Annotated in this window: 24 protein-coding genes; 18 read left to right on the top strand and 6 right to left on the bottom strand. The window is 61.5% G+C overall.

Annotation, left to right across the window (positions count from 1 at the left end; translation table 11 throughout):
• Window positions 1-7 precede the first annotated feature (7 nt).
• The 4 genes from rpsR (at window position 8) to AC1DF8_RS16070 (ending at window position 3,814) form a co-directional block, all read left to right on the top strand.
• Window positions 8-256: a 30S ribosomal protein S18 gene (gene rpsR, locus AC1DF8_RS16085; RefSeq protein ID WP_478154158.1), complete on the top strand. Its 249-nt coding sequence runs from the start codon at window positions 8-10 to the stop codon at window positions 254-256.
• A 146-nt stretch (window positions 257-402) separates the two neighbouring features.
• Window positions 403-1,383: a DUF2232 domain-containing protein gene (locus AC1DF8_RS16080; RefSeq protein ID WP_478154157.1), complete on the top strand. Its 981-nt coding sequence runs from the start codon at window positions 403-405 to the stop codon at window positions 1,381-1,383.
• A gap of 20 nt (window positions 1,384-1,403) precedes the next feature.
• Window positions 1,404-1,982, top strand: a complete 579-nt coding sequence (gene rplI / locus AC1DF8_RS16075; RefSeq protein WP_018115549.1) for a 50S ribosomal protein L9 — start codon at window positions 1,404-1,406, stop codon at window positions 1,980-1,982.
• Between the two features lie 335 nt (window positions 1,983-2,317).
• A complete protein-coding gene (locus tag AC1DF8_RS16070; protein WP_007820234.1) occupies window positions 2,318-3,814 on the top strand; it encodes a replicative DNA helicase in 1,497 nt (498 codons plus the stop codon).
• 62 nt (window positions 3,815-3,876) lie between these two features.
• On the opposite strand, the gene AC1DF8_RS16065 is transcribed toward AC1DF8_RS16070, so the two are convergent.
• From AC1DF8_RS16065 to AC1DF8_RS16055, 3 genes are all read right to left on the bottom strand, one after another.
• Window positions 3,877-4,179: an AzlD domain-containing protein gene (locus AC1DF8_RS16065; RefSeq protein ID WP_113208495.1), complete on the bottom strand. Its 303-nt coding sequence runs from the start codon at window positions 4,177-4,179 to the stop codon at window positions 3,877-3,879.
• Entirely contained in the window at window positions 4,176-4,895 is a 720-nt protein-coding gene (locus AC1DF8_RS16060; protein ID WP_112967987.1) for an AzlC family ABC transporter permease, read from the bottom strand. The genes AC1DF8_RS16065 and AC1DF8_RS16060 overlap by 4 nt, the downstream gene beginning before the upstream one ends.
• A 69-nt stretch (window positions 4,896-4,964) precedes the next feature.
• Complete coding sequence (locus tag AC1DF8_RS16055; protein ID WP_112544802.1) at window positions 4,965-5,786, bottom strand: AraC family transcriptional regulator; 822 nt, start codon at window positions 5,784-5,786, stop codon at window positions 4,965-4,967.
• A gap of 188 nt (window positions 5,787-5,974) precedes the next feature.
• On the opposite strand from AC1DF8_RS16055, the gene alr reads away from it, so the two are divergent.
• Entirely contained in the window at window positions 5,975-7,141 is a 1,167-nt protein-coding gene (alr, locus tag AC1DF8_RS16050) for an alanine racemase (RefSeq protein WP_478154156.1), read from the top strand.
• Between the two features lie 3 nt (window positions 7,142-7,144).
• Here alr and AC1DF8_RS16045 read toward each other — a convergent pair whose 3' ends face one another.
• A complete protein-coding gene (locus AC1DF8_RS16045) occupies window positions 7,145-7,780 on the bottom strand; it encodes a LysE family translocator (RefSeq protein WP_018115555.1) in 636 nt (211 codons plus the stop codon).
• A 141-nt stretch (window positions 7,781-7,921) separates the two neighbouring features.
• On the opposite strand from AC1DF8_RS16045, the gene radA reads away from it, so the two are divergent.
• From radA to cimA, 11 genes are all read left to right on the top strand, one after another.
• Window positions 7,922-9,322, top strand: a complete 1,401-nt coding sequence (gene radA / locus AC1DF8_RS16040) for a DNA repair protein RadA (protein ID WP_018115556.1) — start codon at window positions 7,922-7,924, stop codon at window positions 9,320-9,322.
• A gap of 89 nt (window positions 9,323-9,411) precedes the next feature.
• Window positions 9,412-10,032 carry a CvpA family protein gene (locus AC1DF8_RS16035; RefSeq protein WP_112544723.1) on the top strand — a complete coding sequence of 207 codons (621 nt, stop codon included), beginning with the start codon at window positions 9,412-9,414 and terminating at the stop codon, window positions 10,030-10,032.
• Between the two features lie 230 nt (window positions 10,033-10,262).
• Complete coding sequence (purF, locus tag AC1DF8_RS16030; RefSeq protein ID WP_478154155.1) at window positions 10,263-11,753, top strand: amidophosphoribosyltransferase; 1,491 nt, start codon at window positions 10,263-10,265, stop codon at window positions 11,751-11,753.
• A 79-nt stretch (window positions 11,754-11,832) separates the two neighbouring features.
• On the top strand, window positions 11,833-12,573 hold the full coding sequence (locus tag AC1DF8_RS16025; RefSeq protein ID WP_478154154.1) for an SDR family NAD(P)-dependent oxidoreductase: 741 nt from the start codon (window positions 11,833-11,835) through the stop codon (window positions 12,571-12,573).
• Between the two features lie 4 nt (window positions 12,574-12,577).
• On the top strand, window positions 12,578-12,997 hold the full coding sequence (locus AC1DF8_RS16020) for a hypothetical protein (RefSeq protein ID WP_478154153.1): 420 nt from the start codon (window positions 12,578-12,580) through the stop codon (window positions 12,995-12,997).
• A gap of 240 nt (window positions 12,998-13,237) precedes the next feature.
• Window positions 13,238-14,614, top strand: a complete 1,377-nt coding sequence (gene cysS / locus AC1DF8_RS16015; RefSeq protein WP_478154152.1) for a cysteine--tRNA ligase — start codon at window positions 13,238-13,240, stop codon at window positions 14,612-14,614.
• Window positions 14,611-15,087: a GFA family protein gene (locus AC1DF8_RS16010; protein WP_113013927.1), complete on the top strand. Its 477-nt coding sequence runs from the start codon at window positions 14,611-14,613 to the stop codon at window positions 15,085-15,087. Before cysS ends, AC1DF8_RS16010 begins: the two co-directional genes overlap by 4 nt.
• Window positions 15,084-15,572 carry a GFA family protein gene (locus tag AC1DF8_RS16005; protein ID WP_478154151.1) on the top strand — a complete coding sequence of 163 codons (489 nt, stop codon included), beginning with the start codon at window positions 15,084-15,086 and terminating at the stop codon, window positions 15,570-15,572. Before AC1DF8_RS16010 ends, AC1DF8_RS16005 begins: the two co-directional genes overlap by 4 nt.
• Window positions 15,569-16,045, top strand: a complete 477-nt coding sequence (locus AC1DF8_RS16000) for a GFA family protein (protein WP_018115565.1) — start codon at window positions 15,569-15,571, stop codon at window positions 16,043-16,045. The genes AC1DF8_RS16005 and AC1DF8_RS16000 overlap by 4 nt, the downstream gene beginning before the upstream one ends.
• On the top strand, window positions 16,042-17,001 hold the full coding sequence (gene pip / locus AC1DF8_RS15995) for a prolyl aminopeptidase (protein ID WP_478154150.1): 960 nt from the start codon (window positions 16,042-16,044) through the stop codon (window positions 16,999-17,001). Before AC1DF8_RS16000 ends, pip begins: the two co-directional genes overlap by 4 nt.
• A gap of 29 nt (window positions 17,002-17,030) precedes the next feature.
• Complete coding sequence (cimA, locus tag AC1DF8_RS15990; RefSeq protein WP_113208487.1) at window positions 17,031-18,647, top strand: citramalate synthase; 1,617 nt, start codon at window positions 17,031-17,033, stop codon at window positions 18,645-18,647.
• A 101-nt stretch (window positions 18,648-18,748) separates the two neighbouring features.
• Here cimA and AC1DF8_RS15985 read toward each other — a convergent pair whose 3' ends face one another.
• The gene (locus tag AC1DF8_RS15985; protein WP_113212440.1) at window positions 18,749-19,609 is read right to left on the bottom strand and encodes a methyltransferase domain-containing protein; all 861 of its coding nucleotides are present in this window, start codon (window positions 19,607-19,609) and stop codon (window positions 18,749-18,751) included.
• A gap of 114 nt (window positions 19,610-19,723) precedes the next feature.
• Here AC1DF8_RS15985 and rarD point away from each other — a divergent pair, with 114 nt between their 5' ends.
• Entirely contained in the window at window positions 19,724-20,638 is a 915-nt protein-coding gene (rarD, locus tag AC1DF8_RS15980; RefSeq protein WP_112967978.1) for an EamA family transporter RarD, read from the top strand.
• Between the two features lie 72 nt (window positions 20,639-20,710).
• On the opposite strand, the gene AC1DF8_RS15975 is transcribed toward rarD, so the two are convergent.
• Complete coding sequence (locus AC1DF8_RS15975) at window positions 20,711-21,334, bottom strand: LOG family protein (protein WP_029616531.1); 624 nt, start codon at window positions 21,332-21,334, stop codon at window positions 20,711-20,713.
• A 156-nt stretch (window positions 21,335-21,490) separates the two neighbouring features.
• Between AC1DF8_RS15975 and AC1DF8_RS15970 the strand changes: the two genes are divergently transcribed.
• Window positions 21,491-23,563 carry a LysM peptidoglycan-binding domain-containing protein gene (locus AC1DF8_RS15970; protein WP_478154149.1) on the top strand — a complete coding sequence of 691 codons (2,073 nt, stop codon included), beginning with the start codon at window positions 21,491-21,493 and terminating at the stop codon, window positions 23,561-23,563.
• Window positions 23,564-23,646 lie beyond the last annotated feature (83 nt).

Genomic DNA, 23,646 nt, shown 5'->3' with positions numbered 1-23,646 from the left:
AATAAGAATGTCTGAATCTTCCTCCGCTCCGGTCCGTCGTCCGTTCCATCGTCGTCGCAAGACCTGCCCGTTCTCCGGCGCAAACGCTCCGCGCATCGACTACAAGGACGTCCGTCTCCTGCAGCGCTACATTTCCGAGCGCKGCAAGATCGTTCCGTCCCGCATCACGGCCGTTTCCCAGAAGAAGCAGCGCGAACTCGCCCAGGCGATCAAGCGTGCACGCTTCCTCGGCCTGCTGCCGTACGTCGTCGCCTAATTGACTTTCGAAGCCCCGGATCTTCGGATCCGGGGCTTCCTCCCTTCCGCGATGGGCGCGGATCGGAACCTTAAAACCCATGTTGAGGTATCTCCCGGATCGATTCAGGGAAATCCTCTAACTGCTTGATGAAGCAGGACAGCGAAGTGAAAAAACTGGACCCGAAAACGCTTGCGATCGGCGCACTCGCCGGATTGACCGCCGCCTTGCTGGTGCTTGGCGCGAGCATGCAGCCGTCGTTCAGTGCTGTGCTCTATGCTGCTTCCGCACTTCCCATCCTGCTCGTCGGCCTCGGCTGGGGCAACCTCGCCGCCATTTCCGCCGTCGTCACCGCTGCCGTGCTGGGTGCGATCGCCATTTCGCCGTCCTTCGCGCTCGTCATGACGATGGTGACGCTGCTGCCGGCCGGCTGGCTGAGCCATCTTGCAAACCTTGCGCGCCCAGCGTCCGAACTCGGCGGCCCCGACCATCTGCTTGCCTGGTATCCGCTGTCCGATATCCTTCTACATCTCTGTGGCCTGGTCACGATCGCCGTCATCGTTACCGGCATCATGATCGGTTACGGGCCTGAGATTACCGACCAGATGGTCGACATGCTGATGGCCTCGCTGCAGGAGCAGCAGCCGACTTTCGTTCCGGRCCCGGTCGCGACCGCCCAGACCAAGTCGCTCGTCGTGCTCATGCTGCCCGCGCTGCAGGGCGCCATCTGGGTGGTGATGCTGTTTGCCGCCTATTACATCGCGACGCGCATCGTCACCGCCTCCGGCAAGGGCCTGCGCCCGCGCGAGGATATCCCCTCGTCGCTGCGCATGAACCGGAATTCGATCTTCATCTTCCTCGCCGGTCTTGCCGCCACCTTCATGGGCGGAATTCCGGCGATGATCGGCGCCACGGTCGTCGGAGCCTTCGGCGCCGGCTTCCTGATGTCCGGCTTCGCCGCACTGCACTTCCGCACCCGCGGCAAGGACTGGCGCTTGCCGGCCCTCATTCTCTGCTACCTGGCATCCACCATGATGCTGCCAGCTCTTTTCATCCTCGTGCTCGGTCTTGCCGATACCCGCAAGGCGATCGCCCTGACCCCGACCAAGGATGCCGATGCCCCCAAACAAACCGATACCGAAATCTGAGAACAAGAAAGGAAAACACCATGGACGTCATTCTTCTCGAACGCATCTCCAAGCTCGGCCAGATGGGCGAAACCGTAAAGGTTCGTGACGGCTTTGCACGCAACTACCTCCTGCCGCTCGGCAAGGCACTGCGCGCCAACGCTGCCAACAAGGCCCGTTTCGAATCCGAGCGCGCAACGCTCGAAGCCCGTAACCTCGAGCGCAAGTCCGAAGCCCAGAAGGTTGCCGACGTTCTCGACGGCAAGTCCTTCATCGTCGTACGGTCCGCCGGCGAAACCGGTCAGCTCTACGGCTCCGTCGCTGCCCGCGACGTCGTCGACATTCTGGCTGCCGAAGGCTTCAATATCGCCCGCAACCAGGTTCACCTCAACACGCCGATCAAGGCGATCGGCCTGCACAAGGTCGAGCTGCAGCTCCATGCTGAAGTTGAGATCAACGTTGAGCTGAACGTTGCCCGTTCTGCTGAAGAAGCCGAACGCCAGTCCAAGGGTGAAGAACTCACCTCTGTCGACGCCATCTACGGCGTTGACGAAGACGCACTGCGTCCGGAAGACTTCTTCGATCCGGAAGCCGACGGCCTCGACGAAGACGAAGCATAATTTCTGTCTTCAGGCAGAACGAAAAGCCCGGCTCGCGCCGGGCTTTTTTGTTGTTGGAGCTTTTCCAGCCGGCAGGCTTTTTTGCTGCGTCCTCCAATCGAGGGCGCTAAAATAACAGAATGCTGGAATGACGAAGTGAGTCGCTGCAGGCACCGTGTCCCGCAAGTGACAGTCAGGATATTTCTCCTCAAGCGATCCGCCGACTGTGGAGAAATCGAACAACGTGCACAGCGCCGCCGATTTGACGGCGAGCTGAAAGTAGTTGCCGCGCGGCACTTGATTTTATTCAGTCCGCCCTGCAAATCCGGGTTTTGGAAAAGACAGTACGGATGACGATGAACGAAGCTGCACGAAAGATTGCCGCCGTTGCTCCCGCAGAGCAGCACTATCGCGAAGCGCCGAACAACATCGAGGCCGAACAGGCGCTGCTCGGCGCCATCCTGATGAACAACGACGCCTATTACCGGGTGTCTGACTTTCTGAAGCCCACGCACCTCTATGAGCCGCTTCACCGGAAGATCTTCGAGGTCGCCGGCGACATCATCCGCATGGGCAAGATCGCCAACCCGGTAACGGTCAAGACCTTCCTGCCGGCCGACGAAAAGGTCGGCGACATCACCGTCTCGCAATATCTCGCCAGCCTCGTCACGGGTGCTGTGACGATCATCAATGCCGAGGACTACGGAAGAGCAATCTACGATCTGGCGATCCGACGCGCGCTGATCACCATCGGTGAGGATGTCGTCAACATCGCCTATGACGCGCCGCTCGACATGCCGCCGCAGGCGCAGATCGAAGATACCGAACGCCGCCTGTTCGAGCTTGCCGAAAATGGTCGTTATGACGGCGGCTTCCAGGCCTTCAACGATGCCGTGGCGCTCGCGATCGACATGGCGGCTGTCGCCAAGGAACGTGACGGCGGCCTCTCCGGCATTTCCACCGGCATCCACTCGCTCGATTCCAAGATGGGCGGGTTGCAGCGCTCGGACTTGATCGTGCTTGCCGGTCGTCCGGGGATGGGCAAGACCTCGCTTGCGACCAACATCGCCTATAATATCGCGGCCGCCTACGAGGGAGAAGTGCAGTCCGACGGCAGCATGAAGGCAAAGAATGGCGGCGTCGTCGGCTTCTACTCGCTCGAAATGTCGTCCGAACAGCTCGCCACCCGTATCATCTCCGAGCAGACGGAAGTCTCCTCCTCGAAGATCCGCCGCGGCGACATCAACGATGCCGATTTCGAAAAACTTGTCGCCTGCTCGATGATGATGCAGAAAGTGCCGCTGTTCATCGACCAGACCGGTGGTATCTCGATCGCCCAGCTTTCGGCGCGTGCCCGCCGTCTCAAGCGCCAGCGCGGTCTCGACGTGCTCGTCGTCGACTACGTGCAGCTGATGACGGGCTCCGGCAAGTCGAACGAGAACCGCGTTCAGGAAATCACGCAGATCACGACTGGTCTCAAGGCGCTCGGCAAGGAACTGAACGTTCCGATCATCGCGCTGTCGCAGCTCTCGCGTGCCGTCGAAAGCCGCGAAGACAAGCGCCCGCAGCTTTCCGACCTTCGTGAATCCGGCTCCATCGAGCAGGACGCCGACGTCGTGCTCTTCGTGTTCCGCGAGGAATATTACGTGAAGAACATGGAACCGCGCGATATACACGACCCGAAATATCCGGAATGGGAAGCGCTGTTCGACAAGGTGAAGGGCACGGCCGATGTCATCATCGCCAAGCAGCGTCACGGACCGACCGGCACGGTGAAGCTCGCCTTCCAGTCGGAATTCACGCGCTTCGCCGATCTCGCCGATCCGTCCTTTACCCAGTACGAGGAACATTGACGCGGGTTTCGCGCGTCAATTCCTCAGGGCGCAAAACCTCCGCGCAATTTTGCTGATTTGCTTCAGAGCCCTGCAGCACGAAGAAGCGCTGCCGTTGCCACACCGACGACGACACTTGCCAGCATTGGCAGGCGGCTCGCGGCGACTGCGGTCGCCACACAGGCCAGCGTCTCCGCCCAACCGGTCGCAAATGCGGTTGGGGCAATGACGGCCATCAGCACTGCCGGCGGAATGGCTTCGATTGCCGTTCTCCTGTTCTCGTTGATCTCGACGTAGCGGATCAATACGAGACCACTGATGCGGGTGAAGATCGTGGCGGCAGCCATGGCAAGGATGGCAAGCAGAGTGTTGGGATCGAGCGTCATGCTGCCTGCTCCCGCGCCCTGCCTCTCCAGAGAGCCATGGCCAGCCCCGCCAGCGCGCCGGCTGCGATGTACCAGACGCCTGGCACGAAATGATGGACGGCGACGGCCGCAATCCCGCTTGCCGCGAGAACGGCACCGGTTTCCCGCCCCTTCCAGAAGCCCATGACCAGCACGATGAAGACAGCCGGAAAGGCGAAGTCGAGACCGATGACGGCGGGATCGCCGAGAAAGGCGCCGAGCAGCGCACCTGCAAGCGACGAGCCGACCCAGGTGAGGTAGAAGGGCGTAACGATGCCGGCATACCAGGCGGGTGTAAGCCGTGTCGTCCCGGCGCGGAATTCCGCCATGGCCCAGAGCTCATCGGCGAGAAACAGCATGGCGATATAGCGTTTGATACCGGAGAAGCACTGCATCTTCGTGCCGATCGAGGCGCCCATCAGCACGTGGCGGATATTGACGAGCAGGGCCGCGAAGCCGACGCCGATCCAGCTCGCCGGATGCGTCCAGATATCCATCGCCACGAACTGCGAGCCGCCGGCAAAGACGAGCGCGCTCATCAGCGTCGTTTCCAGGGCCGAAAGCCCCTTGGTGGCCGAGACCGCGCCGAAGACGAGGCCGATCGGCAATACAGCGACGATCAACGGAAAAATGGCACGCATTCCGCCCAGGAATTCGCGGACAGGATTTTTGCCGGCTGGCCCGGTCTGTTGCAACATTGGCAACCTCCACATCAAGATGGCGGAGAGGTAGCCGAGGCAGTCGCGTGCTGTATTGAACGAAAGTGATCAACCGACTCGAAACTGGCCGGGGGTCACCCCGGTGCGGGATTTGAAATGGCGCGTGAAATGCGCCTGATCGGCAAAGCCGCATTGGACCGCGACATCGGCCGGCATGCGGCCCTCCCTCAGCAATCGCCGGGCGACGAGGACACGCCGGTCGGTCAGGAAGGCGTGCGGGGTGATGTGATATTCCCGGCGGAAGGCGCGGATCAGATGGGCGCGGCTGAGGCCCGCCACCGTCGCCAGTTCCTCGAGGCCGACATCGCTGTCGAAATTCTCGATCAGGTAATCGCGAGCACGGGCGACAGCGCTCCGCTCCTTGGTATCGACCGGCAAGACGATCGTGCTGCCATAACGCGCGAAGATCGCCGCCAGCACCGAGAACATGCTTTCATCGGATTCCAGCGCGCCAGCGCCGCTTTCAAGCGTGCGGTGCGCAGTGTGGAAGGCTCTGGCAAACTGCGGATCGCGCGGCAGTGCCCTGGCAAAGGACGGCGTCGCGTTGAAGGCCTTGCCGGTGACATCCTCCAGAATATCGATGAACAGTTTCGTATCCGGGTAGATCATACGGTAGCGATAGCCCTCACCGCCCGGAGCGCCGTCGTGCACGACACCAGGATCGATCAGATAGAGGTCTCCTGGTCCGGTTTCTTCCCGCCTTCCGCTCAGTGTCGCGATCTGGCTGCCGCTTTCGATCGCGCCGATGCTGAAGGTGTCATGGGCGTGCGGCGCGTATTCATGCGTGAGAAAACTGGCGCTCAGGCATTCCATGTCGCGAAAACGGCTATCCCGCCAGAAGCGGGCCGATTCCACCTTGGCAAGCGGCATGGCATCTGCCGCCTCTTTTTGCGATACGTTCTGCATCCGGTCAGATTAGCGCGCGCCCGGCCGTCCGTCTTGAACAAAAGTGATCGCATGTGGGAAAGGCTGCTATGTGACTGCGCGTGCTTTCTCTTTGCCACAATGGTCTCTAGAGTATTGGCAGCATTTTCCCTTCCCTTTCAGTGCGGCGATTCATGACAGATTTTTCCATCCCCTTCGAAGACGACGACCTTTTCGCCTCCGCCGGCCTGCGGCTGACCGTCGACCTGACGGCGCTGACGGACAACTGGCGGGACATGGCGCGACGCTCCGGGAAGGCCCGCGCGGCCGCCGTCGTCAAGGCGGATGCCTATGGGATGGGGATCGAGGATGCCGGCGAAGCGCTCTATCTTGCCGGCGCACGGGATTTCTTCGTGGCGACCGTCGATGAAGGTGTGACGCTGCGCATGTTTGCGCCTGAGGCACGCATCTTCGTGCTGGCAGGCATATGGCCCGGCACCGAGCGGCGCTTCTTCGAAAACGATCTGGTGCCGATCATCTCCTCGGAAGAGCAGCTTGCATTCTGGATGGCGGTGCTTGCAGATTACGGCGACTATCCTTGCGCCCTGCATGTCGACACCGGGTTCAACCGCCTCGGACTGACGCTGGATGAAGCGCTCGCTCTTGCGGATGATGTATCGCGGCCGGCGAGTTTTGCGCCCGTTCTCGTCATGAGCCATCTTGCCTGCGGCGACGATCATTCCTCGGCAATGAACAGGCAGCAGCTTGAATCATTCCGCAAGGTTAGCGCCGCCTATGAAGGTATCGATTCAAGTCTTGCGGCGTCCGGCGGCATCCTGCTCGGCAGCGACTATCACTTCGATCTCACGCGGCCGGGCATTGCGCTCTATGGCGGGCAGGCCGTCAACGGCATGGCGAACGCGATGCGTCCGGTGGCGACCGCCGAGGCGCGCATCATCCAGGTCCGTAGCGTCAAGGCCGGTGAATCCGTCAGCTACGGGCAGACGCTGCAGCTGACGCGCGACAGCCGGCTCGCCGTTGCTGCGGCGGGTTATGCCGACGGCTACATGCGCAGCCAGTCGAGCGGCGGCGTGCCGTTGCGCCAGGCAGTGCCGCAGGGCGGACAGGGCTTCATTGCCGGTCACAAGGTACCTGTCGCCGGCCGCATCACCATGGATCAGACGATCTTCGACGTGACCGACCTCCCGGAAAATGCGGTTCGCGCCGGCGACTATATCGAGCTCTTCGGCAAGAACATGCTCGTGGACGACGCGGCCAAGGCTGCCGGTACGATCGGTTACGAGATGCTGACCAGCATCGGCCTGCGCCACGAGCGCAAGTACGAGATGGACGAGGAATAGTCCTTAGCGTGTTGTGAGCGCGAGGCGCACGCCGAGCGCCACGAACAGCGCACCAAGGCCGCGATCCAGCCACAGGCCTATCCTGGCATTGCGCTTGAAGAGATCAGCAAGCCGCCCTCCCGCAAGGATCAGCGGCGGCTCGATGAAAAAGGCGACCACAATGATCAGGCCGCCGTGAACGGCAAGCTGCAGCCATGCCGGGCCTGCGCCCTCCACGACGAATTGGGGCAGGAAAGCGAGGAAGAAGATCGCCACTTTCGGATTGAGCAGCGAGACCAGTACGCCCTGGCGATAGATGCGCCGCCAGCCGAGCGTCTCGCCCGCTGCACGCACGAAGCCGCCCTCACCTTTCGAGCGCAGCGCCTGGATACCGAGCCAGACGAGATAGACCGCGCCCACCCATTTGACGGTGGAGAAGGCGATTGCCGAGGCGGCAAGGATCGCCGACAGGCCGAAAGCGGCAAGAAGCACGTGGATGCAGGCGCCTGTCCAGATGCCGAAGACGGCAGAGAAGCCGGCGCGCGTGCCGCTCTTCATCGTATGGCCGAGGATGAAGGCCATGTCCGGGCCGGGCGAGATGTTTAGAAGGACCGCCGCAGTCAAAAAACCGATCCAGTGAGCGAGCGAATAATCGAGCATGGCCTATCCCTTGAGAGCCTGCCCATGCTGCCAGCCCGGCCACTGATAGGAAAATCATTAGTTTTGATCGGTGCAGGAAGCCATTATCTAGGGCGAAACCGATTCGGCCGCCCAGGCGGCTCTACGTGAAAGCAGTCATTGATGGCCAAGGCCAGAACACAATTCATATGCCAGAGCTGCGGTGCGGTGCATAACCGCTGGGCCGGCAAATGCGACAATTGCGGCGAGTGGAACACCATCGTCGAGGAAGACCCGATGGGCGGCATCGGCGGCGGACCGGCCAAGACGCCGAAGAAGGGCCGGCCGGTGGCACTGACCGCCCTGTCCGGCGAGATCGAGGAAGCGCCGCGCATCCATACCGGCATCTCCGAGCTCGACCGCGTCACGGGCGGCGGCTTCGTGCGCGGCTCGGCCGTGCTCGTCGGCGGCGATCCCGGCATCGGCAAATCGACGCTGCTGATGCAAGGGGCGGCCGCCCTTTCCCGGCGCGGGCACAAGATCATCTACGTTTCGGGCGAAGAGGCTGTGGCGCAGGTGCGACTGCGCGCCCAGCGACTGAATGCGGCCGACACGGATGTGATGCTGGCGGCAGAGACCAATGTCGAAGACATTCTGGCAACACTGGCCGAGGGCAAGCGCGCCGATCTCGTCATCATCGACTCCATCCAGACGCTCTGGAGCGAGCTCGCCGAATCCGCGCCGGGTACGGTCACGCAGGTGCGCACCGGTGTGCAGTCGATGATCCGTTTTGCCAAGCAGACGGGCGCGGCCATGGTGCTCGTCGGCCATGTGACCAAGGACGGCCAGATCGCCGGCCCGCGCGTGGTCGAGCACATGGTCGATGCCGTGCTCTATTTCGAGGGTGACCGCGGCCATCACTATCGCATCCTGCGCACGGTCAAGAACCGCTTCGGGCCGACCGATGAAATCGGCGTCTTCGAAATGTCGGACAAGGGTCTGCGCGAAGTCGCCAACCCCTCCGAACTCTTCCTCGGCGAGCGCAACGAGAAATCGCCGGGTGCTGCCGTCTTTGCCGGCATGGAAGGCACGCGGCCCGTTCTCGTCGAAGTGCAGGCGCTGGTGGCGCCGACATCGCTCGGCACGCCGCGGCGCGCAGTCGTCGGCTGGGACTCGGCTCGCCTGTCGATGATCCTTGCGGTTCTGGAGGCCCATTGCGGCGTTCGCCTCGGCCAGCATGACGTCTATCTCAACATCGCCGGCGGCTTCCGCATCTCCGAGCCTGCCGCCGATCTTGCCGTCGCATCGGCCCTTGTTTCCTCGCTGGCCGGTATTGCCCTTCCGGCCGATTGCGTCTATTTCGGCGAAGTCAGTCTGTCGGGCGCCGTCCGGCCGGTTGCGCAAACAGCCCAGCGCCTTAAAGAAGCCGAAAAGCTGGGATTTTCGGCTGCTCTGCTGCCATCCGGTTCCGCCGAACTGCCCAAGAGCGGCGGCCGCTGGAGCGAGATCGAGAGCCTGCCGGATCTGGTCGCGCGCATAGCCGGCTCGAAAGGGGCGTTGCAGCGTGTGGAAGAAGACGTTTGATCCTTCATCACTGATAGCGGGGATGCTATAGGATCAGCCAAACAAGGCGCGACGCGGCCCGCAAGGCGGCAGTCTGGAGTGGAATTTACATGCCCATTACGATTTTCGACGGTATTGTCATCGGCGTCGTGCTTTTCTCCGCCGTATTGGCAATGGTCCGCGGCTTCTCGCGTGAGATCCTCTCGATCGCGAGCTGGGGCGGCTCTGCAGCCGCCGCCTACTATCTCTATCCGCATCTCGTGCCGTATGCGAAGAAATATACCGACGATGACCGTATCGCCATCGTCGGCTCGGCCGCCGTCGTCTTCCTGATCGCGCTGATCATCATCTCCTTCATCACCATGAAGATCGCCGATTTCATCATCGACAGCCGCATCGGCGCGCTTGACCGCACTTTGGGCTTCCTCTTCGGTGCTGCGCGCGGCATACTTCTGCTCGTCGTCGCCGTCGCCTTCTGGAACTGGCTGGTCGATGCCGATCACCGCCCAGCCTGGGTCAACAATGCCAAATCGAAGCCATTCCTGGATTCTCTCGTCGTTCGCCTGCAGGCGGTCCTGCCGGATGAATTCGCCCAGATGATCCAGAAGAGCATTACCGAGAAGCTTGGTGGCGCGCGCACGACGGAAGAAAATGCGCCGGCCAACGATCAGGCTCCGGCGGAAGACGCAGCACCCGCGCCTAACAATGGCGCACAGCAGCCATCTAATTGACGCAGTGTTCACGCGCTTGACCCGCGGCCTGGCAATTGCCATTTGAGCGGGACGTAAGACCAAAGGTCCGGCCGGGCATTCCGCTCTGCCGGGCCTCAACCGTTTCAGAGCCGGCGAGCGGGCTTTGAGGAAGTGTCGTTCAGCATGAATTTATCGGAAAGCTGCAAGATTTCCGGTATCATGCTACTGGACAAGCCGATCCATTCTTGTGAGAGCAGAGGCCCGCAGAAATGAACCAGTCCCATTCCTTCCCGATTGACGATCCGCTCGACGGAGACACGCTGCATGAAGAATGCGGCGTTTTCGGAATTCTGGGACATGACGATGCTGCGGCGCTGACGGCGCTCGGTCTCCACGCCCTGCAGCATCGAGGGCAGGAAGCGGCCGGTATCGTCTCTTTCGACGGCAAGCGCTTCCATCAGGAACGCCATATGGGCCTCGTCGGCGACCATTATACCAATCCGATGACACTCGCCCGCCTGCCCGGCAGCATGTCGATCGGCCATACGCGCTACTCCACGACAGGCGAAGTGGCGATGCGCAATGTGCAGCCGCTCTTTGCCGAACTGGAAGAAGGCGGTATCGCCATTGCCCATAACGGCAATTTTACCAACGGCCTGACGCTGCGCCGGCAGATCATCGCGACCGGCGCCATCTGTCAGTCAACGTCGGATACCGAGGTCGTTCTCCACCTCATCGCGCGATCCCGCCACACGTCCACGGCCGATCGCTTCATCGATGCTATCCGTCAGATGGAAGGCGGCTATTCGATGCTCGCAATGACGCGCRCGAAGCTGATCGCCGCGCGCGACCCCACCGGCATCCGCCCACTCGTCATGGGCGAACTCGATGGCAAGCCGATCTTCTGCTCGGAAACCTGCGCACTCGACATTATCGGTGCCAAGTTCATCCGCGACGTGGAAAATGGCGAAGTCGTCATCTGCGAAATCCAGCCCGACGGCTCGATCAGCATCGATGCCCGCAAGCCGAGCAAGCAGCAGCCGGAGCGCCTCTGCCTGTTCGAATATGTCTATTTCGCACGTCCGGATTCAGTCGTTGGCGGGCGCAACGTCTATACGACGCGCAAGAACATGGGCATGAACCTTGCCAAGGAAGCCCATGTCGATGCCGACGTCATCGTGCCGGTTCCCGATGGCGGCACACCCGCGGCGCTCGGCTACGCACAGGCCAGCGGCATTCCCTTCGAATACGGTATCATCCGCAACCACTATGTGGGCCGCACCTTCATCGAGCCGACGCAGCAGATCCGCGCCTTCGGCGTGAAGCTGAAGCACTCCGCCAACCGGGCGATGATCGAAGGCAAGCGCGTGGTGCTGGTCGACGATTCCATCGTACGCGGCACGACTTCGCTGAAGATCGTGCAGATGATCCGCGAGGCGGGCGCGAAGGAAGTGCACATCCGCGTCGCCAGCCCGATGATCTTCTTCCCGGATTTTTACGGCATCGACACGCCCGACGCCGACAAGCTGCTCGCAAACCAGTATGCCGATGTCGAAGCCATGGCGAAATATATCGGTGCGGATTCGCTCGCCTTCCTGTCGATCAACGGCCTCTATCGCGCCGTCGGCGGCGAGGATCGCAACCCGGCCCGCCCGCAGTTCACCGACCATTATTTCACCGGTGACTATCCGACCCGGCTGCTCGACAAGAATGGCGAGTCCATGGGCAACAAGATTTCCGTGCTTGCCAGCAACGGCTGAGCCGCTTCCGCTTTGACTTTCCTATCAGGGGCGCTTATTGCGCCCCTTACCTTTTCAAGCACATCCGGGACCGAGGCAGATGAACATCAATCTCGAAGGCAAGATCGCGCTGGTCACAGGCGCATCGCGCGGCATCGGCTATTTCACCGCCCTCGAACTCGCCAAGGCCGGCGCGCATGTGATTGCCTGCGCCCGCACCGTCGGCGGCCTGGAAGAGCTTGATGATGCCATCAAGGCGGTGGGCGGCTCAGCGACGCTCGTTCCCTTCGATCTCGCCGATATGGAAGCAATCGATCGTCTCGGCGGCTCGATCTTCGAGCGCTGGGGCAAACTCGACGTTCTCGTTGCCAATGCCGGCGTGCTCGGCGTCATCTCGCCGATCGGCCATATCGAGGCGAAGGTCTTCGAGAGGGTCATGAACATCAATGTGAATGCCACCTGGCGGCTGATCCGCTCGGTCGATCCGCTGCTGACGCACTCGGATGCCGGCCGCGCGGTCATCATGTCGTCGGGCGCGGCCCACAAGTGCCGACCCTTCTGGAGCGCCTATTCCGCCTCCAAGGCAGCCGTCGAGGCGCTTGCCCGCACCTGGGCCGGCGAGACGCAATCGACGCCGCTGCGCATCACCAGCGTCGATCCGGGCGCTACGCGCACCGCCATGCGCGCGCAGGCAGTACCGGGCGAAGACCCGATGAGCCTGCCGCATCCGTCCGAAGTGGCGAAGGCGATCCTGCCACTGCTCGGCCCCGGCGTGACCGAGACGGGCAAGCTGTTCATCGTGCGCGAGAAGAAGCTGGTCGATTACCAGCTGCCGGGATGATCCGGTGATCGAGAGGGAGATTTGGAGCAGCGAGGATTTTGATGTGATGGGCTGGCACGATTGCCGCCTCTACTCGATCTCGCTTCCAAATGAGAACTTCGAGTTCAAAATCGATATCGACTATATCTTCAAATGGGAAAGACGAGGCGATCTCTTCGCCGGCTTCTGGGTGTCGGAATGCGACCTCAGCTTTCACAATGTTTCCGACTTGAAAATTGCAATCGAGCCCGAGAATACTATTCCAACAATCATATCGGACGTCACGCGCAAAAACATGCGCCCGACTCCGAGCGGCGAACTATTCGTCTGGGATTACGAGATCGAGTTGGACAAGGGTGCAATCTGCTTTTCGGCAACCGGCTTCACTCAGAAATTGCGTTCTCAACCGATCTTCTCCGAGACGCAGGATCTCAACAATCGATAGCGGCTTCACCGTGATGCGGGGTCGAATTCGCTGTTTCAGATCGCTTTATTCTCCTTGACCAAACTCCGATCCCGCGCCATAAAACGCGTCATGAAAACGGTTACCTGCATTATTTGCCGGAAGATTATTCGCTAGCCCAAAGCTGGCCTGGCCGTTTTCGTCTCCCAAATGTCCAAGATGCGAAACGCCCCGGCCTGCCGGTGGTGGTATTTTTCTGCATATGCATTTTAGGAGAGTGGAATGGGCGGCACGCCGGAACTGAAGCTGTACAATACGCTGACGCGGGAAAAATCGGTGTTTGCCCCGATCGATGCCGAAAACGTCCGCATGTATGTGTGCGGCCCGACGGTCTATGATTTCGCCCATATCGGCAATGCCCGGCCGGTCATCGTCTTCGACGTGCTGTTCCGCCTGCTGCGCCATGTCTATGGCGAAAACCACGTCACCTATGCGCGCAACATCACCGATGTCGATGACAAGATCAATGCGCGGGCGCTGCGCGATTATCCGGGCCTGCCGCTCAATGCGGCGATCCGGGCAGTGACGGAGAAGACCGAGAAGCAGTTTCTCGGCGATGCCTTGGCACTCGGCTCGCTCGAGCCGACTGTGCAGCCACGCGCGACCGACAATATCGCCCAGATGATCGAGATCATCGAGCGGCTGATTGCGCGTGGCCATGCCTACCAGGCCTCAGGCGAAGTGCTGTTCGATACGAAGTCGATGGCCGATTACGGCCAGCTTTCGAAACGCAATCTCGATGAGCAGCAGGCGGGCGCCCGCGTCGCCGTCGATGCGCACAAGAAGAGCCCCGGCGACTTCGTGCTCTGGAAACTGTCGGACGAAAACGAACCCGGCTGGGAGAGCCCCTGGGGCCGCGGCCGACCGGGCTGGCACATCGAGTGCTCGGCCATGAGYGGGCGCTATCTCGGCGATGTCTTCGATATCCATGGCGGCGGGCTCGACCTGATCTTCCCGCACCATGAGAACGAGATCGCTCAGTCGCGTTGCGCCCATGGCACCAACGTGATGGCGAATGTCTGGATGCATAACGGCTTCCTGCAGGTCGAAGGCCGCAAGATGTCGAAATCCGAAGGCAATTTCGTCACCATCTACGAACTTCTGCACACAGAGACATTCGCCGGCCGGCAATGGCCGGGCGAAGTGCTGCGCCTTGCGATGCTGATGACGCATTACCGCGAACCGATCGATTTCTCCGTCAAGCGACTGGAGGAAGCCGAGCGGCTGCTCGCCAAATGGCCGGCCGCAGAACCCGGCAATGCCAAGCCGGACGAAACGGTGCTGAATGCGCTCGCCGACGACCTCAACACGGTCGCCGCCGTCCAGGCGCTGCATGCGCTTGCCCAATCCGGCGATCCCGCCGTCTTTGCAGCCAGTGCCGCCCTGCTCGGCGTGCTGCCGAAGAAGACGGAGATCGACGAGGCCGTGGCGGCGGAAATCGATACGCGCGTCAAGGCGCGGCTCGAGCTCTTGAAGGCGAAGAATTTCGCCGAGGCCGACAAGATCCGCGACACGCTTGCTGCCGAAGGCATCCAGCTCAAGGACGGCAAGGATCCGGCAACGGGCGAGCGGGTGACGACGTGGGAGGTGAAGAAATGAACACCTATACCGGCGGATGCCAATGTGGCGCGATCCGTTTCCGGGCGCGGGGCACGCCGCCGGATTCGTCGATCTGTCACTGCCGCATGTGCCAGAAGGCGTTCGGCGCCTACTACGCACCGCTGGTCTCCGTACGCGGAATGGAATTCGAATGGACCAGAGGCCAGCGCAAGACCTTCCGGTCCTCGAATTTCGTCAACCGCGGCTTCTGCGGCGATTGCGGCACGCCGCTGACCTATGAGGCGCCCGACGGCATGGCGGTTGCGGCCGGCGCGTTCGATGATCCGTCGTTGCTGCCGCCGACCATTCAGTGGGGGGTGGAAGGCAAGATCGGTTTCGTCGATCACCTGCACGAACTGCCGGCAGAACGAACCGAGGCAGATCTCGCTGCCGGTTCCTTCCTCCATCAGATCGTGTCCTATCAGCACCCCGACCGTGATACGCCGGTCTGGCCGCCGGAGGATCACGCGTGACGGCAAAGGCTGAACAGAGCGGTGGATGCCAATGCGGCGCGGTTCGCTACAAGGCAAATGGCGAGCTCGGCTACCCACATGTCTGCCATTGCCGCATGTGCCAGAAGGCGGCCGGCAATTATTTCCTGCCGCTTGCAGGGGTGATGCGGGTCGATTTCGAGCTCACGCGTGGCGAGCCGAAATGGTTCCACTCCTCCGGCCTCGTGCGGCGCGGCTTCTGCGGCGATTGCGGTACGCCGCTTTTCTACGACATTCCCGATGCCGACTTCATCAACATCACGCTCGGCTCGCTCGATGATCCGCAAGCTGTAAAGCCGGTCATGCAATCCAATCTCGACAGCAAAATGGTCTGGTTTCATGCGCTCGACGGCTTGCCCGTCGAACCGGAACCGGAAACAACCGATCGCGAGGACGGGATTGCGGCTAGCAATCATCAGCATCCCGACCACGATACATCCCAATGGCCTTCAGGAGCTCATCCATGACCGAGACGACGAGAACAGGCGGCTGCCAGTGCGGCGCCGTACGCTTCCGCATAACAGGCAAGCTCGGACGTCCGTCCATCTGCCATTGCCGCATGTGCCAGAAGCAGTTCGGCGGCTTCTTTTCCGCTCTGGTGACGGCGCCGGAAGAGGGCATGGAGTGGTCGCGCGGTGAACCGACCTATTTCCAGTCCTCGGTCAATATCGAGCGCGGCTTCTGCAGCGATTGCGGCACGCCGATGACCTATCGTCATCCTGGCGGGCTGGAGCTTGCGATCGGCACATTCGACGACCGCAGCGATCTCGCCCCGCAGATCCAGGTCAATTACGATGCCCGCCTGCCCTGGGTCGAGACGATCTTCGACGCGCCCGTGCACAAGGATCCGGATTTTTACGCCCGGCAGGAGGCGATCATCTCCTTCCAGCATCCCGACCACGATACCGCTGTCTGGCCCGCAAAAGGCGTGAAGATATGACTGGAGCGATGCGCACACTCTATCCGGAAATCGAACCCTATGCTTCCGGCCATCTCGATGTCGGCGACGGCCATGTGATCTATTGGGAGCGCTGCGGCAAGCCGGGCGCCAAGCCGGCGGTCTTCCTGCATGGCGGTCCGGGCGGAGGCATTTCACCCACCCATCGCCGTCTGTTCGATCCTGATCTTTATGACGTGCTGTTGTTCGACCAGCGCGGCTGCGGCAAGTCGACCCCACATGCAAGCCTCGAGGCCAACACGACCTGGCATCTCGTTGCCGATATCGAGCGGCTGCGCGAGATGGCGGGCATCGACAAATGGCAGGTCTTCGGCGGCTCCTGGGGCTCGACACTGGCGCTCGCCTATGCCGAGAAACATCCGGATCGCGTTTCCGAACTCGTCGTGCGCGGCATCTACACGCTGACGCGGGCCGAACTCGACTGGTACTATCAGTTCGGTGTCTCCGAGATGTTCCCGGACAAGTGGGAGCGCTTTGTCGCTCCTATCCCGCCTGAAGAACGCCATGAGATGATGCTCGCCTATAACCGGCGCCTCACCGGTGCGGACCGGGCGGTGGCTCTGAAGGCGGCCCAGGCCTGGAGCATCTGGGAGGGCGAGACGATCACGCTGCTGCCGGAGAAATCGACCAGCGGCAAATTCGAAGAAGCCGAGTTCGCCTATGCCTTTGCGCGCATCGAAAACCATTTCTTCGTCCATGCCGGGTGGATGGATGAGGGCCAGCTGCTGCGCGATGCCTACAAGCTGAAGGATATCCCCGGCGTCATCGTCCACGGGCGTTACGACATGCCCTGCCCTGCCAAATATGCCTGGCTGCTGCACAAGGCATGGCCAAAGGCCGAGTTCCACCTGATCGAAGGCGCCGGGCATGCCTTTTCGGAACCCGGCATTCTCGAGCAGCTGATCCGGGCAACGGACCGGTTCGCAGGCAAACAATAAGGCCGCAAGCGGCGACAGGAAACACCACTATGGCACGCGAAAGAATCTACCTCTTCGACACGACGCTTCGGGACGGGCAGCAGACGCCCGGCATCGACTTTTCCGTCGAGGACAAGATTGCGATTGCAAGCATGCTGGACGAGTTCGGGCTCGACTATGTCGAGGGCGGTTATCCCGGGGCAAACCCGACCGATACTGCCTTCTTCGCCGAAAAGCGTACGAGCCAGGCCTCCTTCGTCGCCTTCGGAATGACGAAGCGGCCGGGTGTTTCCGTCTCCAACGATCCGGGGATAGCCGGGCTCCTGCAGGCGCGCAGCGACGCGGTCTGTTTTGTCGCGAAGAGCTGGGATTATCACGTGCAGGTGGCGCTTGGCTGCACCAACGAGGAAAATCTCGAATCCATTGCCGAGAGCGTCAAGGCCGTCGTTGCCGCCGGCAAGGAGGCGATGGTCGACTGCGAGCATTTCTTCGATGGCTACAAGGCCAATCCGGAATATGCGCTCGCCTGTGCGAAGACCGCCTATGAGAACGGCGCGCGTTGGGTGGTGCTCTGCGACACCAATGGCGGCACGCAGCCGCCGGAAGTGCGCGCAATCGTCGAGGCGGTGATCGCCTTCGGCGTGCCGGGGCACTGTCTCGGTATCCATGCGCATAACGATACCGGCCAGGCCGTTGCCAATTCGCTTGCTGCCGTCGAGGCCGGTGTCCGCCAGATCCAGGGCACGCTGAACGGCATCGGCGAACGCTGCGGCAATGCCAATCTGGTGACGCTGATCCCGACGCTGGCGCTGAAGAGCGCTTACAATACGCGTTTCGAAACCGCGATCGACGCCGAGCGGCTGACCAACCTCACTCGCCTGTCGCATGCCTTCGACGAGTTGCTCAACCGCTCGCCGGATCATCAGATGCCCTATGTCGGCGCCTCCGCCTTCGCGACGAAGGCCGGCATCCATGCCTCGGCGCTGCTGAAGGACCCGCGCACATACGAACACGTGCCGCCGGAAAGTGTCGGCAACTTCCGCAAGGTCATGGTCTCGGATCAGGGCGGCAAGGCGAATTTCATCAATGCGCTGAGGCGGCGCGGCATCGACGTCGCAAAGGACGATCCGAAGCTCGATCTCCTGATTTCGATCGTCAAGGAGCGCGAGGCTTCCGGCTATGCCTACGAGGGCGCCGATGCGAGCTTCGAGCTTCTGGCGCGGCGCACCATGGGCACAATCCCGGATTTTTTCACGATCGAAGGCTTCCGGGTGATGATCGAACGGCGCTTCGATTCCCACGGGCGCATAAAGATCGTCTCCGAAGCCGTCGTGAAAATCGCCATCGATGGCCAGACGCTGATGTCGGTGGCGGAAGCGGAAGGCCCGGTCAATGCGCTCGACCTCGCGCTGCGCAAGGATTTCGGCAAATATCAGCATGAGATCGACGATCTGGTGCTCGCCGATTTCAAGGTGCGTATCCTCAATGGCGGCACCGAGGCCATCACCCGCGTTCTGATTGAATCGACCGATTCCAGCGGTGTGCGCTGGTGGACGGTCGGCGTTTCCGAAAACATCATCGACGCCTCGTTCCAGGCATTGATGGACTCGGTCATCTACAAGCTGATGAAGAACCGGCAACTTGCCGGCAAGATCGCTGCCGAGTGAGCTGGAGCATTCCAGCAAAACTGTGCTGCGGTTTGCGCCCGGAATTGCTTGAAAACAAGGAGATAGAGCATTTCCGTCTCTCGAACGAAAACGGAAATGCTCTACAGGAGGCCCCAGTCCTCCTCCGAATACCATTCGTCCTCCTGCTTCGGCACCTTCCAGCGCAGCCGTGTGACCTTCTCCATACCGCCATGCCGGAAGGTGGATTCCAGTGCCTTATAGGTCTCGATCGTCCCTGATGCGGCATGGCCCCAGACGAAGACGGTAGGACTGAGGTAGCGGGCGCTGTATTCCGTGGCCGTGCGCCTGATCAGGAAGAAGCCGCCGCGGGCACTGCGCGGCCGCAGATTGTCGTTGCCGTCGCGGGAGGGAGCAGAGAGCGGAAAGATCAGCCGGCCGCCGACTGAGAGATTGCCGATCCAAGGATCGGCAGGCCGGTGGGTCGCGAAATTGACGTAGATCGCATCGGCAGACGATTTCGGCCATTCCAGGCCGTTGCCGCAGACAAGCTCGACATTGCCATAGGGCGCCAGATTGACGCTCGCGCGAGCGGCGAGCTCCCTGTCGTATTCGATCGCCGTGACATGGCCGTCGCTGCCGACCAGATGCGACAGCATGGCGGTGTAGTAACCGCCGCCGGCACCGATGTGGCAGGCCGTTTCCCCCGGCTGCGGCGCAAGCCAGTGGAGACCGAGCGCATGTAGCGAGGGGCTGCCATTGTTGACCTGCCGTTCTTCCTGTAGCGCGATGAGGACATCCTGATAGAGGATGACGGGATCGGTTGACGGCATGTCCTGATAGCCAATTCCATTCGCCATGCGCCACGGCGGCGGGTCCAGGAAATCTTCTCTCGGCACTGTGGCAAAGATCTGCCTTAGCCGCTCGTCGTCAGCGACCCCCATCTTTGCCAGCATCTGGGCGGCATAGGCTTGCCGGCAGACCGCCAGGTCAGTTTCGTCCATGCTTGCCTCTTTTCGCGGCCCTGCAGGTGCTGTTCCATTCAACGAAATGAATTGGCCTATTCACGCCGCTTAAGCTAATGCGGATCAGAAACAGAACAAAGATGGAAACACCCGATGTCTGCCGATGCAAGCGCCCCCTTGATCAAGAACGAAGACAGTCCACGCGGCTTTGCCTTCGCGCTGACGGCCTATCTTCTTTGGGGCTTTCTGCCGATCTACATGAAGGCGGTCGCGCATATTTCGCCTGCCGAAGTCATTGCCCATCGTATCGTGTGGTCGCTGCCGCTTGCCGGTATCGTGCTTCTGGTGCTCGGACGCACGCAGGATATCAAGGTCGCGCTGCGCTCTCCACGCATGCTCGCCATGGCCATGATGACTGCGGCACTGATCACCGTGAACTGGGGCACCTATGTCTGGGCGATCGGCGCCGGCCATTCGCTCGATGCGGCCATGGGCTATTTTATCAATCCGCTCTTCAGCATCTTCCTCGGCGCCGTGCTCCTGAAAGAAAAACTGCAGCCGTTGCAGATTGCTGCGATCTGCCTTGCCGGCCTTGCGGTCGTCGTGCTCGCCTTCGACAGCGGCGGCATTCCCTGGGTGGCGCTGACGCTGGCGTTCAGCTGGGGCTTCTATGCCCTGTTTCGCAAGACGCTGCCGCTTGGGCCGAACCAGGGCTTCTTCCTGGAAGTGCTGATCCTCAGCCTGCCCGCCCTGCTCTACATCCTCTACCTGGAATTCGTCAGCGGCGAAGGGCACTTCTACCGCACCGGCTTTAGCGATACCGCCTTGCTGCTTGGCTGCGGACTGATCACCGCCGTACCCCTGATGATCTACGCCAATGGCGCCAAGCTGCTCCGGCTCTCGACCATCGGCATCATGCAGTATATCGCGCCGACGATGATCTTCCTCATCGCCGTCTTCGTCTTTCACGAAGAGATGGATACGGCGCGGATGATTGCCTTCCCACTGATCTGGGCCGGCCTGTTCCTCTACAGCTGGTCGATGTTGACGACGACGCGCGGACGTTAGAGCCGCGCCCGTTTTCACGCAATTCCGGCCACCGAAGCGTTGCGCAACGTGCGGCTGGAATTGCTTGAGAGACTACATTTTCGAAATCACGTCGTCCTCGCCGTCACGGTCGGCGGCAAGCTCTGCCGCCTGCGCCATGATGGCCGGGATGATGCCCGAGATCTCGTCGATGACCAGCGGCTGCACGCGATGGGCGGTGTGCAGGAAGCCCTCGCCCGTCATGTGGCGCAGAAGCTCCATCATCGGATCCCAGAAGCCGTTGATATTGGCAAAGACCATCGGCTTTTCGTGACGGCCGAGCTGCGCCCAGGTCATGATCTCGACGATCTCTTCCAGAGTGCCGATACCTCCCGGCAGCGCCACGAAAGCATCGGAGCGCTCGAACATCGTGTGTTTGCGCGCATGCATGTCAGGGGTTACAATAAGTTCGTTGAGCTGGCCCAGGGAATGGCGAGTCGCCTCCATGTCGATCAGGAACTCGGGAATGATGCCCGTCACCTGACCACCGTTGGATAGGGTCCCGCTGGCCACAGCACCCATGATGCCCTTTGTGCCGCCGCCGTAGATCAGGCGAAGGCCATATTCCGCGATCTCTTTTCCAAGCGCGCGGCCGGCAGCCATATGGGAAGGATCGCGTCCCGGCCGAGAGCCGCAGTAAACGCAAATGGATCGAATCGATACAGATTGTTCGGTCATAAGGGAAAAACAACTATTCCATTTCAATGCAGTCAAGAAAATTGACTGAAAAGCGACGTCCGGAGCTTGCGTATTTGCTTTGAATGCTTGTGCAAAGCAACGGGAATCGCTAGCAATTTCTGAATACTACGGCAATTTGCCGCCTTTGGAGACGCAATGATGAAAAACCGTGCCGGCTTGCTGGCCCTCGCAGTGCTCGTAATCGCAATCATACTGATGGTGTTTTTCGTCATGCCCCGGCTCGGCTCTGATGTGGCGAAGGTCGGCGACGCGATCAACCAGGCCGGCACCGAGGTCAACAACACGGTTAACGAAGCGTCTAAGACTTCCCGCTCCACTGCCGCTGACGCCGCAGAGGCCGCCCAGAAGATCGGCAGTCTCACCGCCGATGCCGTGCGGTCTCTTTCCGGCCTGAAGGCGCTGTTTGCCGATGGCAAGGTGCCCGCCGCCGATGCGCTTGCAGGCGCCAAGACTGCGACTGTGAGCGCGCTGACCGCGATCGCAGATTTCGCGGCACCGGATGGCCTCGACACCACCACTGCGGGCCTCGTTTCCAGGGCGAAGGACGGTGCCGGCAAGGCGCGCGACATCATCCGGAATCTGCCCGAAAACGCCGCCGACGTGCTGGCTGCCCTTGCACGGGCCGAAGCGGCGCTCACCGGTGCGCCGGAGCCAGCCGGCCAGCCGGCTGCAGCCAATAGCCAGACTGCTCCGGCAGCGGATGCTGCTTCCAATACCGGCCCGAAGATCCCGGCTTTTGACGTACTGCGGGTGGAGCCGGACGGTTCGACCGTCATTGCAGGCTCGGCCGAGCCGAATGGCAAGCTGGAGGTGCTCGATGGCGACAAGGTGGTCGTGACGACCGATGTCGACGGCACCGGCGATTTTGCCGCCGTTCTCGACAACCCGCTTCCGGCAGGCGACCACCAGCTGGTGCTGAAGGTAACCGGCAAGGACGGCAAGATCACGCTGTCCGAGGAAGTTGCGACCGTTTCCGTGCCGAAGGACGGCAGCGGCAGCGAGCTTCTCGCCATGGTTTCCAAGCCCGGCACGGCAAGCCGCATCATCACCGCGCCGAAGGCTGAGGTCGCCAGCGCGGCGCCGCCGGCTGTCAGCGACGCATCTGCGGGCAATCCGCCGACGGCCGACAACGCGCAGCCTGCGCCTAATGGCGCTCCGAGCAACCAGGTTGCGATGCAGACGCCGAATATGCCCGCAACATCAGGTGATGCGGCCAATACGGCACTTCCTGTTCCCGGTACTCAGCAAGGTACTGCTGCTGCCGATGTGATGATCACTGCCGTCGAGATCGAAGGCAACAAGATCTTCGTGGCTGGCACGGCGCGCGCCAATGCCAAGGTTATCGGTTACGCCGATGACGCGCTGATCGGCCAGGATACGGCGGAGCCGGATGGTCACTTCGTTATCAGCGGCGCGATGGACCTCCCGGTCGGCGATCACAAGATCCGTGTCGATGTCGTCGATGGCACGGGCAAGGTCCTCATCCGCGCGACCGTCAATTTCAACCGTCCGGAAGGCGATCAGGTCACGGTTGCCGCGCAGTCCGGCAACAATGCCAATGTCAATCAGGCGGCGGTGCCGCTCGACGAGGGCCAGCTCGGCAAGCTCAAGGGCGATGCGACGAAAGCCTTCGGCCTGCTGAAGGGCCTGTTCGCAGATGGCAAGGTGCCGGGAGTCGAGCAGCTTGCGGCAGCCCGCTCGGCCACCGAGTTCGCACTGCGCTCTCTCGTCGACTTCCATCCGGGCATCGATGCGACCGACGCCATCAAGCAGGCATCTTCCTCCGCCTCACATGTTGCGGCGAATGCGCTGACAATGCTGCAGAGCTTGCCGAAGGATGCCAAGTCGGTCGGCGCGGCACTCGACAAGCTCGGCGCGATCATCGCCGAACTGACGGCTCCCGGTGCCAATGTCGCGCCGATGCCCTCAAACGAGGTATCGGACGCCAGCCAGCCGAAGACGATCGAGCAGGCACCGCTGACGGCAAACAACAACGCGGTCATCATCCGCCGTGGCGATACGCTCTGGCAGATCTCCCGGCGCACCTACGGCCTTGGTGTGCGCTATACGACGATCTACATCGCCAATGAGGACAAGATCCTCAATCCGGACCGCATCCGTCCTGGCCAGGTCTTCGGCCTCCCGAAGGATGCGCTTCCGAATGCCGAGGAGCTGCATCGCAAGCGGCTCTCGGGCGGACATCTCTAAATCAAAAAACGGCGGCCCATCGGCCGCCGTTTCCGTTAGGGCCGACGCGCAACACCTCGCCTATAAAATCCCTATCAATGTTG

It is taken from the genome of Rhizobium sp. 05N49, from assembly GCF_056396805.1.
The sequence above is the reverse complement of the archived record's forward strand: the minus strand, read 5'-3'. Positions and strand labels throughout refer to the sequence as shown.

What these genes read in the sequence shown, in the direction of transcription:
- AC1DF8_RS15975 (WP_029616531.1), bottom strand. Translation starts at nt 21,334, where the DNA reads ATGACCGAACAATCTGTATCGATTCGATCCATTTGCGTTTACTGCGGC.
- rarD (WP_112967978.1), top strand. Translation starts at nt 19,724, where the DNA reads ATGTCTGCCGATGCAAGCGCCCCCTTGATCAAGAACGAAGACAGTCCA.
- AC1DF8_RS16000 (WP_018115565.1), top strand. Translation starts at nt 15,569, where the DNA reads ATGACCGAGACGACGAGAACAGGCGGCTGCCAGTGCGGCGCCGTACGC.
- AC1DF8_RS16025 (WP_478154154.1), top strand. Translation starts at nt 11,833, where the DNA reads ATGAACATCAATCTCGAAGGCAAGATCGCGCTGGTCACAGGCGCATCG.
- AC1DF8_RS16055 (WP_112544802.1), bottom strand. Translation starts at nt 5,786, where the DNA reads ATGCCGCTTGCCAAGGTGGAATCGGCCCGCTTCTGGCGGGATAGCCGT.
- radA (WP_018115556.1), top strand. Translation starts at nt 7,922, where the DNA reads ATGGCCAAGGCCAGAACACAATTCATATGCCAGAGCTGCGGTGCGGTG.
- cimA (WP_113208487.1), top strand. Translation starts at nt 17,031, where the DNA reads ATGGCACGCGAAAGAATCTACCTCTTCGACACGACGCTTCGGGACGGG.
- AC1DF8_RS15985 (WP_113212440.1), bottom strand. Translation starts at nt 19,609, where the DNA reads ATGGACGAAACTGACCTGGCGGTCTGCCGGCAAGCCTATGCCGCCCAG.
- AC1DF8_RS16010 (WP_113013927.1), top strand. Translation starts at nt 14,611, where the DNA reads ATGAACACCTATACCGGCGGATGCCAATGTGGCGCGATCCGTTTCCGG.
- pip (WP_478154150.1), top strand. Translation starts at nt 16,042, where the DNA reads ATGACTGGAGCGATGCGCACACTCTATCCGGAAATCGAACCCTATGCT.
- AC1DF8_RS16045 (WP_018115555.1), bottom strand. Translation starts at nt 7,780, where the DNA reads ATGCTCGATTATTCGCTCGCTCACTGGATCGGTTTTTTGACTGCGGCG.
- AC1DF8_RS16070 (WP_007820234.1), top strand. Translation starts at nt 2,318, where the DNA reads ATGAACGAAGCTGCACGAAAGATTGCCGCCGTTGCTCCCGCAGAGCAG.
- alr (WP_478154156.1), top strand. Translation starts at nt 5,975, where the DNA reads ATGACAGATTTTTCCATCCCCTTCGAAGACGACGACCTTTTCGCCTCC.
- AC1DF8_RS16035 (WP_112544723.1), top strand. Translation starts at nt 9,412, where the DNA reads ATGCCCATTACGATTTTCGACGGTATTGTCATCGGCGTCGTGCTTTTC.
- rplI (WP_018115549.1), top strand. Translation starts at nt 1,404, where the DNA reads ATGGACGTCATTCTTCTCGAACGCATCTCCAAGCTCGGCCAGATGGGC.
- AC1DF8_RS16060 (WP_112967987.1), bottom strand. Translation starts at nt 4,895, where the DNA reads ATGTTGCAACAGACCGGGCCAGCCGGCAAAAATCCTGTCCGCGAATTC.
- AC1DF8_RS16065 (WP_113208495.1), bottom strand. Translation starts at nt 4,179, where the DNA reads ATGACGCTCGATCCCAACACTCTGCTTGCCATCCTTGCCATGGCTGCC.
- AC1DF8_RS15970 (WP_478154149.1), top strand. Translation starts at nt 21,491, where the DNA reads ATGATGAAAAACCGTGCCGGCTTGCTGGCCCTCGCAGTGCTCGTAATC.